The organism is Clostridiaceae bacterium (assembly GCA_012840395.1).
Taxonomy (GTDB): Bacteria; Bacillota; Clostridia; order Acetivibrionales; family DULL01; genus DULL01.
In genome coordinates, this window is record DULL01000049.1 from 1 (window position 1) to 12,620 (window position 12,620).

The window sequence follows — 12,620 nt, forward strand, 5'->3', positions numbered from 1 at the left end:
AAAAAACCATTTTTCTTTTTGTTCAATATTATCAACCGCGCCTTGTTTTTGATAAAGTTTTCTGTAAACCGTCCTATAATTAAGAATATCCTGACATAATATAACAAATGCTGTTGTACCAAAATCAGAGCCAAAAACACCTCTACCAAAATGTAACATATTTATAATAGTATTAGAACCCAGTAGTATTTTACGTAATTTTTCATAGGTTGATAAAAACATCCATACAGGTATGTTTATCATAGATAAATAGCCTGTCTTTTTGCATATATTAAGTGATTTTTCCATAAAAACTGTACTCATATCACTTTTTGTATCCGGATAATTTTTTTTAACATAATTCGACAACTTAATGTCCATTCCTCTATTTCCCATATAGGGCGGATTTGTACATACCACGTCATATTTCTGGCTCATTATTTTTGCCTGCTTAACCAAAGCCGGTAACTTTTCCAGGATTATATTTTTATATTCACGTTCATATATATACTTCGGCTCTTCATCACTTATCTCTTCCAATCTTCTCTCTATTGCTTCAAAATCTACAGGCTTTACTTTAAGTATTGATCCATACTCCCTGGCATCAGAAAATATATCCGTGAGATACTCAATATCTGCTTTCAATTTATCCTTCTCTTCTCCTGTAATTCCCTGCAATATATAATTTATCAGCTCTTCCAGCTTCCCGCTTTCCTTTAAGCCATTGCTTTCCTGTATGGCACATACATTAATATTTATATCTTCCCTGAATATCCTTCTGCTTTTGCCCCTTGCCTTCATCATTACTGCAAAATAGGCAAGTTGAGCCGCCCTGTCATCTATATCCAGCCCGTACAGGTTGTTTTCAAGAATATGCTTCGGAATATCCCTCTCCGAATATCCTTCACTCTTGTAGATATCATAAAGCACATCAAAGGCATACACCAATATATGCCCGCTTCCCATTGCAGGATCCAGCACCTTTATATCCTCTGGCCTTATACCCTTACTTTTAGCCCGTATTTCTTCCAACTGTTTATGAACGTCAGGCTCCTGCTCAGCTTCCTCAAGATAATATTTCCATTTACTCTTCAGCTCTTCATTGGGATGCCCTTCAAGCCATAGTCTCCCCAGGGAGTTTTCAACCATGTATTTAACAATCCAATCGGGTGTAAATAACTGGGTAGCAGCAGGAATATTTTCTTTGGTTATCTTGATATTTTTCTTTAGCCCCTCAAATACCTCATCTTTCTTTTCCGAGATATAATACTGGTACATCCAGCCTATGATTTCTACCTGCTCTTTGAAATCTTCCTCTGATATATCATCTACCAGCCGCCTTATGACAGATCCTTCACCAAGAAGATTTGAAGGCAAAAGTATTTCTGTATAATCCTCTATCTCTTCAAACAATCCGGGAAGGATTTCATTTAAAGCATTACACTGCTTTACAAGCAGATACCTGTACAAGGCTTCAGTATCATTATAATCCTGCAGTGTATACACCAGTTCTCTATCTAAATCCAGGTCCAAATTAAGTGCTTCCTTAACAATATCCGGTTCCTTCCTGCCTGGTTCAATAGAGGACAATACCCTCACTCCTGTAGGAATATAATCATTAACTTCCATGAAACGCAGGGCAATAAACCTGTTAAACCAGGTGTATGCCACTTCCTCTATCACATTGTTAAATCCTTTTTCCTTTATCCTCGAAACAAGGCTCTTTCTTTGAGCCATCTCTGTCTTGTTCAGATTCCTGTTTCCTATTATCATTGTATCTGATGCAGAGACTTCAGGCTCTTTTATCTCTTTTTCGGTTATTCCTATCTCATATGCTTTCTGCTTTATATCTTCAATAAGCTTTTTCCTGGCCCATACTGCAAAATTCTTTATTGCGGTTTTATCCACGCTGTTGCCTCCCTAGACAAGTTTTATTATTACTCCATCTTCTAACTCACTTTTTAACCTATTCCTTATCTCATTTACCACATCCTCTATGTCGGATTCACTCTCAATACTTTTTGTTCCACGAAGAATATTGGCAATACTCATATTTACCGTTTTCTTATATTTCCCGGATTGATCTTCTACAATTGATTGATTATCTGGTACTTCGGAATCTATTGGAAGTTTATCAGATTTTCTTTTTGCAATTTCTCCTGCAATTTCATCAAAGCATCTCAATTTTAGCCTGTCACTTTCTTCCTTCATGGCTATGGCTTCATAGAAATTATTGGCATGGTCCAATCTGTATAGCAGGTCATCAAATCTACTCTTAAATCTATCAAAAAGTACAGGCTTGAATTCGTGCTCGTTCAATTCTTCGATTACCTTGTTATAATCACTCTCAATTATCTGCCTTACAGGCTTGCATTCTACTTCCAGAAGATCAGTAAATCTATCATTAAACCCGTCGATAAGGCCAGGCAGTTTATGGATATGGGAATATGGTTCTTTGCTTTCAACAATTCTTTTCATCTGTTCTACTAAATCCATAACTTCTTTATCCAGTACATAGGTCTTGTTGCTGTTGTATATATCTATCTTGTGGACAGCCTTGTCAAAGAATTCCTTCTGATTGCTGTCAAAAAACTTTTTAACATCGATAGAATCATCAGCATAATCCAGCAGCATATCCTTTTCTCTCTGCAATTCATCGTAAAATTCTTTCGCATCATCTATCTTACAAATCTTCTCTAAGACTTCTTTTCCTTCTTCGAGAATTTCTTGTCCCGGATACCTGGATTGTTTGTAGTAAACAAGCAATTCATTTATTTTTGCAATTTCATCCCTGGCCAGTTCTTTAAACTTTCTCATAAGGCCGTCCTCGTCAGAAGGAACAGCAGTAATATTGAACAGTTCCTTGCATAGTTCCCTGGCATTGCTAATCTGGTGTGCAGGCACCTTTATCCTCTTTTCAATAAGGAGCCGGTCAACATAATCCCTCTTGGTCAGATATTTGACAATCTCCCTGTCCTGAATATCCAGGTACTGGCTATTAAGTTGTAACTTTATTTCCTGTTCTTTATATAATTTGGCAACCAGCCATTCAATATCCTCTTCAAGCCATCCGTAAGGAGCTTTTTCATAAATGCCAAGAATTGTTTTCATGGTTACAGGTATGCTTCGTGTAGTATTCCTTTCTATATAGCCTGTTATTTCATCCAAGGCAAGTTTATTTGGAGATACAGCATCTTTTAGTACAATCTGCTCATTATCGGCAAATATATCATAAAGGTCCTTAGTGGTAGTGAAATAATTAATATAATCAAGTTTTGTATAAATCCCTTCAATGAGCACCCTGAAACCATCATTTATTCTTTCCACCGGATTTTTTTTCTTTATTTCAAGCCTCTGAGAATTAGCATACATGTCCGAATTTTCTATGGCTTCAATCAAAAGCCTTTTTATCCTCTCATTTCGTCCTACAAGTTCCCTTCTCTTTGTATCCTTAATTTCTTCAATTTTTTGAGTTAAAGAAGTACCACCTTTTCTCCTCAGGAAGGTTTCAATTTTCAATACTTCCTCCATTTCAACAAGGAAAGTAGTATCATTGGGAAGTTTAACAATTAAATTGTTTTCCCTCATAGACATTAGTTTAAGTTCATTATCGGTAAGTTCTTCTCCGGTATCGTAGTAGGGAGTTATTATTTTAAGACCTATATCGTTGCCCTGGTTGCCTCTGAAGAATCTGTCATCTACCACCTGGTTAAAACTAAAGTTGTATCTTGAAGAATATTTATACTTCTTATCTGGATAGATTTCATCAAAGATAATTTCAGAAACTTTCTGAATTACCTCTCCTAAATCCACATTGATGTTCTTTATTTCTCTGTCGATTTCCTGCTCCTCATGGGTGAGAAATATATATTCATCTCCATTTTTCTGAACAAGGGTTTCCTTTACCAGCCTTTTCAAAGAGTCTTCTATTTTCTTTTTGAGGTCTATTTTGTCCTCGTCAATATTAGTTACCATTAGGGTAGCCAGGTTCTCTATATTCGCAGGTATCTCCTTGACATATTTAGTCATGAAGAGAACTTTCAAAAGTTCTACATCAAAATCATTCAGATTATCATTTTCCTGAGCATGGATAATAACCGTCCTGATATTGGAATCAAGGAAGGCTTCAACAGTATCATAAAAGGCTGAAAAGGGTATTAGCGTTCCTATCTCCTGGTTCATATATTGTATAGCAGATTCCTGGAATGAACTAATCATGGAGCGCTCCCCTTCTGCCAGATGCTTACCGGAGGCTCCGTGTATCCTTATAGAAGTCAGCACCTGCTGAAGAAGATTGAATTGATAGGGTATAAAGGGGTAGCATTCTGTAAAATCTTCACTATCCTTGTATACCTTTTTTTCCGGAGTATCCGCTGAGAATGTGATAAGATTTTTAAGTATGGCATTTTTCTGCTCGTAAAGAAGTTTCAATGTATCCCTTGCTACGTCATTTTTTAATAGTATTCTTTTTCTGATTACCTCGTCAACATTGGCGCTGGAAAGACTAAGACGTGTATTGAATCTTCCCTGGATCTTGGAAAAATCATTTCCTTTTACTTTTGTAACAGAATCAATATCCTGCTGGCTTGTAACAATAACCCAGGCTTTACCACCGCATTCAGTTCCCAAGTCTTCAACAACGGTTTGAAGATTTAGCATCAATTGAGAGTTATCTCCAATATATTGGCCAATTTCGTCGACCATGAAAATAACGTGATGGTTTTTCCCTTTCTTTTCTATATACTCTCTTACGCGCCTGGCAAATTTCTCAACACTCAGAGAATAATTTTCTTCTGCTTTTGCATACCAGTTCCGGGCTGCCTCCTGGCTCATCCTGGTACTTTTCGATAATGCTTCTACTATCGCATCTTCTTCATAGTAAAAATCCTCTCTTGCATCTGCCCATTCTCTTCCTGATATATCTTTAAATGTTTTTTTAAAATTTTCATAAACACCATCAGCTACCATTTGTCTTTCCAAGTCTGCTATCCAGGGCATTGAACTGCAAAAGCCCTGCATTTCATTGAATACCTTACTAAAAACTTTTACAATGGCGTCTTTGTTGGCTTTTGAATCAGAATCGCTCTTGGAATCAATGTTAAATAGAATAACGTCTGCTGAAGTGTCCCCGGCTAGTTTCATATCTGCCAGAACCATAGTGTCCTGTATTTTGTCAGTGAAATATTCAATTGCTCTTTTGCCTTCAACTACTCTATTCTCAAGGAGGTAAGATAGTATTTTGAGGAAATGGGATTTACCACTTCCAAAGAAACCTGAAATCCACACTCCCATTTTGTCAGTAGTGCCTATAATTCCTTTTTTATATGCTTCAAAGAAAGTATCAAAGTGTTTTGCCAATTCTCTCGTAACAACATATTCTTCAAGCTCCTGATGCACATTGCTGTCATCATCCTGGCCAACCTTAATTACACCTTTAATATCTCTGTTGATAGGTTTTTTAAATATATCTCTTATTAACATGTTCAATTCCTCCTCAATTTATGGTGAGTTATGAACCTGATTCCCGCTAATATCTTTCCACTAATTTAAATGCTCTATAATAGTTATCATCCTTAATATCTTCAAAAAGCACCAATTCAAGTCCATCATATACTCCTGGGAAAAACATAATTACAGGTACTTCATCCAAAACCTGATGAAGGTTATTTAACACTGTATGTGAGCGGATAATCGGCCATATCTTTCCCACACCGGTTATAAATACTACATCTCCTTTTTCTACCCTATCTCTTATATACTGGATAATAAGGTCATTCTTTTCTGTAAGCCTCAATGCCTTTTTCGTAGCGTTAAATACAAATTCACTGCCCTTTACCTGTTCCATTTCAAAATTTTTCTTTAGATAACCTTTGGCTTCAAGAAGTTCCAGCATTATTTCGTACAAGTCAAATTCCTTTATTTTAAAACCGTAATTCCCTTCATTTATTTTCTGCTTTAGATAATTCACATGGTCTCTCACAAGCATTTCGTACCTGGGCTCATAGTCAAATATATAATATCCTATTTCATTCCCAAGTCCTGTATTTTTCCTGAATGATTCTTTCATAATCCTGTCTATGATTTCATCAAGCCTTTGATAAATAGTTTTCACTTACATCTCTCCTATCAGCGCATTAAGGTATTTTATGTCTCCAATCTCTTTAAGGTGTTGCACTATTTCTTCTTCTATTATTGGCTTAACTATTTCCCTGTTTTCTTTCTGGCCTTTTATGAAACCAGCTTCAAACAGGATACGGATATAAACCTGCTTTAATTTATAGAATGTATAGTCAGTCCATGATGCCACTTTTTCACTTTGTTCCCTTTTTCTATCAAAGAATATATGAAAATCCTTATCTTGCAACGTAAAATCTCTCATCATTATTTTTTCTCTAAATACTTCATACATAAATTCGAAAAATAACCTGTCTGTTTTCATAATAGAGTAGATAATTATTTGCTTGCTGGTTCTTATTTCACCATTCGCTATTTTTTGAATAAAAAAATCATCAATAGCATTTAATCTTTGAAGCACTATTGATGCAATTTCACTTCTTCGTGTTTCTGTGTTTACCTGAAAAATATTATCGTTTCTTGCTTTGTCTTTTATCTCAGAGTTCTTAAATCCTTGAATTATCAGTTCTGCAGCCTTCTTTGTCTCTTTAAATAAGAATGGTCTTGTTTTTATTGTAGATTTATATTCTAACGTTTCTGCCATAATTTCCCTTCTTTCCGGGCTACTTTTTCGATATTTTATTTTAATTATATATACTAATTAGAATATTATACAAGTTTGAGTATAAATCGCGCCTATTTTCGATAATGTTAGTTTCTTCTACAAATTTTATGGAACATTGCTATGAAGAGCAAAATGATTTTTGTAAGTTACTTCTCCCATACCAATAGATATCTCCAGAAGAGTTTTCGCTGAATTGTTGCTTTCGGTATATGTTTATTTGCCAATGACCTTATTTCATCAATCGTCATATATGTATCATGTCTGCCATGTCTTTCCCAAACTTCTTTTGCATGCTCATCGTCTTTTTTTAGCCTGCCGTTTTTTATCAAGTTCATTATAATATTAGGAAAGAAAGCAAAGCTCCATATAAAATAATCATTTAATGATTTTGCTTTTACCAGGTCCAATATAATGAGTTTACCGCCTTTTTTAAGTTTGTCCCTTGCGAAACAAAGAAGCCATTCATAAGGCAAATGATGTGCTGTAGCCGTTGTTATAATAACATCAAGGCTATCGTTTTGAAATTCCATTTCAAGAATGTTCCCGCAAATATACTCAATATTATTGCCGGGATGTAAAATTTTTGCCTTATCAATCATTTTATCTGCAAGGTCAACTGCAATTACTTTATTAGATTTTTTAGATAGCATAAATGAGAGTTCGCCTTTGCCACAGCCAATGTCAAGGCAAGTTTCCGCATTATCCGGTACAAGTTTTATGAGTTGATTATAATAACAGTTATTATGATTCCATTTCGGGTCCTCTAATTCTGATATCTCATTGAAGTCGGCTTTTACAATATTATATTCTTCCATATTCACTTCCATAGTCTTTTTCCACCTTTAACTCTATATTCTTAATCTATTTTCGTTTGTTTTCAGCCACTTCCGGCTTTCATGATAGTTTGGCAGTATAGACATTACAAGATTCCAGAAGTCCTTTGAATGGTTCATAATTTTTAAATGGCACAATTCATGTACAACCACATAATCGATTATATCAACAGGAGCCATGATTAATCTCCAGTTTAAATTAATATTTCCCTTTCTACTGCAACTTCCCCATCTGGTTTTCTGGTCTTTTATAACCACTTTGCCGGGAGCTGCCTTGACTTGTAAAGAATATTTATCAAATCTTTCTTTAACAATTTCAGCAAAACGCTGCCTGTACCATTTTATTAATGCTTCTTTTATTACCTGTTTCCTGGTTTCGGCCGACAAACCCTGGGATATGTACACTTCCATAGTGTTCTTCTTAATAAATACCTCAGGCTTGCCACAATTTCTTTCCACTATTTCAAGGATATATTCCCTACCAAGGTACAATAATTTCTCTCCGTTTATAAACTGCCTGCAAACTGAATTTGAACTTCTTTCTCGTACTTCACTAACTTTTTTTATAACCCAATCTGCCTTTTTCTGTACAACTTCGGAAATATGCTTTTCGCTGACACCGAAAGGGGCATGAACTTTCACTTCGCCATTTCTGTCAACAATTATCCCTATTGTTTTTCTTTTAGTTCTTAACAAAGTATAATAAATTCTACTTTTATCATAGTTTTCGATATAATATTTATCTTTCATTTTATCCTCTCATTAGCCTTTTTAATGACTTCATTAATAAAATCAGCTTTACACTCCGAGTACTCCAATAAATTGTTAATACCTTTGGATATTATAGTTTTTTTCAACTCTGAATATCTCATCGCTTCATCATCAATTAGATATTTTTCAAGGGGTAAGGACCTTACCCCTATCATGATGTCAATTATAGGTTTTGCCCAAATTCCGGGAACAGATGTGCTTCCTATATGTTCAATACCCAGAATCATGCTTCCAAGAGCACTGCATAGTTGTTCTTTTTCTACAATATACAACCTTGCCCATTCAGGGTTATATTCTTCAATGTGAATTATCTCGTTAAATTCCATTAGTACCCACCTTATCCACCTTTAATAAGCATTTCTGTTTCAGAAACAAGTTTCTTAAGCATATTTATTCCTTCTCTTGTAGTATCTCTATCAGCAGAAAGCAATGTAATAATCTCATCTGTTCTACTTTTGTAATTCTTGGGCTTTATACAAAAACCATTTATCATTTTGACTGCTTTTATGTCCACATACATATATAAATATCATCCCTATCAACATTATCCTCAGCAAACTTTAAGGAAAAGGAAGCCTCAAACATAAAGAATTGAACTACTGCATCTTTTAAAACATGAGGATAGGGCTTGGTTTTTGCCTTTAATTCAGAAATTTTGCCCCTAGGATCTGCAAGTATTTTGCAAATCGAAATTTCGCCCATAAATATTACATTTTAAAAAGTCTTGTTTTTTTAGTACCATGGGAGTAACGGACTCTCCATAAAAATTTATTGGTTCTCCGACTACTTTTCCTCCAAGTTTTTTTAAAATGCCTACAGTAATATCCCTTGCTTCAATAAGAATTTTCTCAGCACCCAGATTAAAAATTTCATTTAATGAAAATAGGGCTAGTTTTTTACCAATACCTTGTCCCCGCAGCCTTTTTTTAACCGCAAATCTCCCCCAATGCCATTGATCTTTTTCAATCCATCCTGCCACTACACCCACAATTTCAGAATCTATCCTTGCACACCACCAAATTGGTTTAAAGTCTTCTTTTATATTATGTAACTCTGCTGGTATGTTTTGCTCACATGTAAAAACATCCCTTAATAGAATAAGGGCTTCATCCATATGATTCATTGGTAATCTCTCTATTATTAATTCCATGTAATTTTTGCTCCCTTTCCGTTCTGACAGTTACTTATTAAATGTCCTTACTTAACCACATTATTTAGCTACATCCTGTTTTATATTAATATAACATAATAACACTGCTTCGTCTCTCATAAGTAGTATCAACGGCTTTTTTAGATACCTTTGCTTTATTGTATATTCTTATAAATTCATCAAATTCTTTCGGATTGCTTTCCGCTGGACATCCATCCAGTTTCAAAGTCATTTTTTCCTTAATATTTCAAATTTTCTTTTCCCAATTTGTTGTTTTTCCAATCGTATAAACTTCTCATTCCTGACTTTCTGTTTTTTATTCATACAAAGACCTATAATAGTATCTGAAGAACAGATTTCATAAAGTGCATCTAATAATTTATCTATAACATTTTCTTCATTTCCTTCCCAATTCACCAATTTGCCATATGGAACGTCAGTAATAATAATATCTGGCTTTATATCAAGATTAATGGCTTTTAATGCATCGCTCTGAAAAACTATAAATTCGATATCAGTTTTAATTAAATCTCTAAGTATGATAGCGCTATGCTTTGCATCAATATGTGACTGCTTTTGATAACTTTCTATCATTTGTTCAATCTCTATTATTCGTCTATTTATTCCTTCTTTGCTTAATAGTGATAGATTTTTTTCTGCAATATTAAGTATCTCTCTATTAATGTCGCTTCCAATAATTCTTCTAATTGTTCCCTGATTTAAAAATCCTAAAATAGTGAGTAAATAACCTCCACCGCAACAACAATCATATAAACAAATATTTTTTTTTATTGATGAATACTGCAAGCACCTGCAGAATATTTCCTGTGCTAATCTTACCGGAAAATTTGTCATACCTTTCACATTATACAGGACACGACCAGCAGAAAAGTCTTCATAATTATCATTTTTGGCATATTTGTATTCCATAAAAAACCTCACCGCTCTTAATACTCAGTATCTTTATTTCCTTTTCCTGCGCTCTATCTACATAAAACGATATTCAACTTTGCTGTTTGGTTGTTTTTCCATTTGGACATTAATATATTTTTTTCCCTAAAATTAATAAATCACGTTTAACTCCATCGAAATTTGCAATTTCCGGTAAAAAGCCCCATTTCTCAAAACCAAAATCTGAAAATAATCTAATGCTGGGTTCATTGTGTCCAAAGATAAAACTAAGTAGTGTATCAATTTCTAACGTTGGACATTCTTCTATGACCTTGTTTAAAACCTTTTTACCAATCCCCTTACCTCTGTAATTTTCATGGAGGTAAATACTTATTTCAGCAGTTGCATTAAAGGCCGGCCTTCCATAAAAAGATTGAAGACTTACCCAACCACATGTTTTACCTTCATGTTCCACGATCCATAAGGGTCTTTTTTCAGGATTATGTTCATTAAACCAATTTAATTTATCATCTACAGATAAAGGTTCAGTATCACCTGTCACCATTCTACTTGGAATTGTTGAATTATAAATATCCACAATAACTGGCAAATCATTAATTACCGCATTCCTAAATGTAATGTTTTCTAACATATAACTCACTCCTTTCAAATATTGTTAGATGAAACCATAAAATTTATCTTATATCTCCAAACATTATAATTATCATTATAAATTATAGGAAAATTTATAGCAGTTAATTAACAATTCTTTTTTCTTAGAAAGCAAACCCACTTCCCTCGGGGATTCAGTAGGGGTCTTGCAATCTCCCACTCAACAAGGTTATTATTATAATTTGCATCAATTCAGCTCCCGCTATAGAAGCGAGAGATTTCTTGATACCTGGTTAAATCTTGATTGAAAGAAATCCCGAAGCCAATCAGGATTTCTCCTGCACCTGCTACGGGATTTTGTAACGAACTTTGTTAACAAACTTCATTTTAACTCAACCACACATCTGTTCAGATAAATGGTTGCATTATGTCAATTTATATTATTTCAATTCCTCAGGAATTTCGGTTACTGTATCTGCTTTATATAAATTATAAACTGACATTATTACATCATAATATTCTATAATCCATTCATCTGATGAAAAACCTTTTACCTCAAATACTTTATGTTTTTTGTCCCCATCAACTATTCCTATTTGCTTACCTCTAAGCGAATCCTTTGGCAGCGCGCTGTAAAAAGTATAAATTACACTTCCCCTCTGCAATTTTGAGCCGCTATTAAGTTCTTGAAAATTTTCATACTCTTTATTGGTACAGGAAGTAAATAAAGCCATCAACAAAATGATAACCAATAGCAAAGATAATTTTTTCGTAACCAGTCACTCCCCTTTAACTATAATAAATATATTAAAGATATCTACGTACTTTTTTACAATATTCTATGTATTCTTCACCATAAATCTTTTTCAAAGAATCTTCCTCCCGGAGAACCTGGCGGTTAAAAAGCCATATGCCAGCAATTAGGTACAGCAATAATATCCAGTTTGAAAAAATTAAAAATATTCCAAGCAATACAAATCCAAAAGAAGTATAAATCGGATTTCGACTGATTGCAAGAGTGCCTGTTGTTATTAAAGGACCTGGCTGTTCTTCATCTATTCCAACTCGAAAACTTCTGCTAAAAGAAATCAGGGTTAAAAGGAAAAATATCAGTCCCAGCAAACACAACACTACGCCAACCCAACTGACAATCTCATTGCTAAATAATGCGGTTCCCAATTGAGGTATGCTAAAAACACTGGAAAACACAATATAAAAAAACAGCAAAACAAATGGTATAATCAGGAAATCCTTTTTATCCATATGGCCAAACTTCATGGCCTTAATACCCATTTTACGCAATTGCAAAACACGAAACAAAACCATTATTATAAGTGTGATCAGCGTTGCTATTGCAAAATATCCCTGGATAATTACCGCCTCTTTCTTCGTCATATATAACTTTTTTGATTATACCAGATATTTCAGTTTTAGATATTCTATTTCTGCTAAATATTTGGTGAACTTTGGAACCGCTGACGGCAAACAGTACACACAGTAGTATGAAAGATTTTAAGTTATAATGATACCAGAAATTAAGACAGACAAAACGGCCAAAATAAGTTAGAATGGAACTATGGAAAAGAGAAGAAATTTTACACCGGAAGAAAAAGCAAAAATAGTGATTGAGGTCTTAAGGGAAGAA

The 12,620-nt window shown here is 34.3% G+C and carries 14 protein-coding genes; all 14 read right to left on the reverse strand.

Going from position 1 to position 12,620, the window contains the following annotated elements; genetic code table 11:
- A partial coding sequence (gene pglX / locus GXX20_06230; GenBank protein ID HHW31256.1) for a BREX-1 system adenine-specific DNA-methyltransferase PglX occupies nucleotides 1-1,887 on the reverse strand: 1,887 nt, incomplete at its 3' end.
- A gap of 12 nt (nucleotides 1,888-1,899) precedes the next feature.
- Nucleotides 1,900-5,460, reverse strand: coding sequence for a BREX system P-loop protein BrxC (gene brxC / locus GXX20_06235; GenBank protein HHW31257.1), 3,561 nt, complete (start codon nucleotides 5,458-5,460; stop codon nucleotides 1,900-1,902).
- Nucleotides 5,461-5,506: 46 nt separating this feature from the next.
- The gene (locus GXX20_06240) at nucleotides 5,507-6,091 is read right to left on the reverse strand and encodes a DUF1788 domain-containing protein (GenBank protein ID HHW31258.1); all 585 of its coding nucleotides are present in this window, start codon (nucleotides 6,089-6,091) and stop codon (nucleotides 5,507-5,509) included.
- A complete protein-coding gene (locus tag GXX20_06245; GenBank protein HHW31259.1) occupies nucleotides 6,092-6,697 on the reverse strand; it encodes a DUF1819 family protein in 606 nt (201 codons plus the stop codon).
- Nucleotides 6,698-6,864: 167 nt separating this feature from the next.
- Complete coding sequence (locus tag GXX20_06250) at nucleotides 6,865-7,533, reverse strand: class I SAM-dependent methyltransferase (protein ID HHW31260.1); 669 nt, start codon at nucleotides 7,531-7,533, stop codon at nucleotides 6,865-6,867.
- 33 nt (nucleotides 7,534-7,566) lie between these two features.
- Complete coding sequence (locus GXX20_06255) at nucleotides 7,567-8,301, reverse strand: M48 family metallopeptidase (GenBank protein HHW31261.1); 735 nt, start codon at nucleotides 8,299-8,301, stop codon at nucleotides 7,567-7,569.
- Nucleotides 8,298-8,648, reverse strand: a complete 351-nt coding sequence (locus GXX20_06260) for a GrpB family protein (GenBank protein ID HHW31262.1) — start codon at nucleotides 8,646-8,648, stop codon at nucleotides 8,298-8,300. The genes GXX20_06255 and GXX20_06260 overlap by 4 nt, the downstream gene beginning before the upstream one ends.
- 11 nt (nucleotides 8,649-8,659) lie before the next feature.
- Nucleotides 8,660-8,842, reverse strand: a complete 183-nt coding sequence (locus GXX20_06265) for a hypothetical protein (GenBank protein HHW31263.1) — start codon at nucleotides 8,840-8,842, stop codon at nucleotides 8,660-8,662.
- Between the two features lie 141 nt (nucleotides 8,843-8,983).
- Nucleotides 8,984-9,472: a GNAT family N-acetyltransferase gene (locus GXX20_06270; GenBank protein ID HHW31264.1), complete on the reverse strand. Its 489-nt coding sequence runs from the start codon at nucleotides 9,470-9,472 to the stop codon at nucleotides 8,984-8,986.
- A gap of 85 nt (nucleotides 9,473-9,557) precedes the next feature.
- Nucleotides 9,558-9,698 carry a hypothetical protein gene (locus GXX20_06275; GenBank protein ID HHW31265.1) on the reverse strand — a complete coding sequence of 47 codons (141 nt, stop codon included), beginning with the start codon at nucleotides 9,696-9,698 and terminating at the stop codon, nucleotides 9,558-9,560.
- A 2-nt stretch (nucleotides 9,699-9,700) separates the two neighbouring features.
- Nucleotides 9,701-10,402, reverse strand: coding sequence for a hypothetical protein (locus GXX20_06280; GenBank protein HHW31266.1), 702 nt, complete (start codon nucleotides 10,400-10,402; stop codon nucleotides 9,701-9,703).
- Between the two features lie 109 nt (nucleotides 10,403-10,511).
- Nucleotides 10,512-11,015 carry an N-acetyltransferase gene (locus GXX20_06285; protein HHW31267.1) on the reverse strand — a complete coding sequence of 168 codons (504 nt, stop codon included), beginning with the start codon at nucleotides 11,013-11,015 and terminating at the stop codon, nucleotides 10,512-10,514.
- 400 nt (nucleotides 11,016-11,415) lie between these two features.
- Nucleotides 11,416-11,712, reverse strand: a complete 297-nt coding sequence (locus tag GXX20_06290; GenBank protein HHW31268.1) for a hypothetical protein — start codon at nucleotides 11,710-11,712, stop codon at nucleotides 11,416-11,418.
- A 70-nt stretch (nucleotides 11,713-11,782) separates the two neighbouring features.
- A complete protein-coding gene (locus GXX20_06295; GenBank protein ID HHW31269.1) occupies nucleotides 11,783-12,370 on the reverse strand; it encodes an isoprenylcysteine carboxylmethyltransferase family protein in 588 nt (195 codons plus the stop codon).
- Between the last annotated feature and the right edge of the window lie 250 nt (nucleotides 12,371-12,620).

What these genes read in the sequence shown, in the direction of transcription:
- GXX20_06260 (HHW31262.1), bottom strand. Translation starts at nt 8,648, where the DNA reads ATGGAATTTAACGAGATAATTCACATTGAAGAATATAACCCTGAATGG.
- GXX20_06295 (HHW31269.1), bottom strand. Translation starts at nt 12,370, where the DNA reads ATGACGAAGAAAGAGGCGGTAATTATCCAGGGATATTTTGCAATAGCA.
- brxC (HHW31257.1), bottom strand. Translation starts at nt 5,460, where the DNA reads ATGTTAATAAGAGATATATTTAAAAAACCTATCAACAGAGATATTAAA.
- GXX20_06280 (HHW31266.1), bottom strand. Translation starts at nt 10,402, where the DNA reads ATGGAATACAAATATGCCAAAAATGATAATTATGAAGACTTTTCTGCT.
- GXX20_06255 (HHW31261.1), bottom strand. Translation starts at nt 8,301, where the DNA reads ATGAAAGATAAATATTATATCGAAAACTATGATAAAAGTAGAATTTAT.
- GXX20_06250 (HHW31260.1), bottom strand. Translation starts at nt 7,533, where the DNA reads ATGGAAGAATATAATATTGTAAAAGCCGACTTCAATGAGATATCAGAA.
- GXX20_06285 (HHW31267.1), bottom strand. Translation starts at nt 11,015, where the DNA reads ATGTTAGAAAACATTACATTTAGGAATGCGGTAATTAATGATTTGCCA.
- GXX20_06245 (HHW31259.1), bottom strand. Translation starts at nt 6,697, where the DNA reads ATGGCAGAAACGTTAGAATATAAATCTACAATAAAAACAAGACCATTC.
- GXX20_06270 (HHW31264.1), bottom strand. Translation starts at nt 9,472, where the DNA reads ATGGAATTAATAATAGAGAGATTACCAATGAATCATATGGATGAAGCC.
- GXX20_06265 (HHW31263.1), bottom strand. Translation starts at nt 8,842, where the DNA reads ATGTATGTGGACATAAAAGCAGTCAAAATGATAAATGGTTTTTGTATA.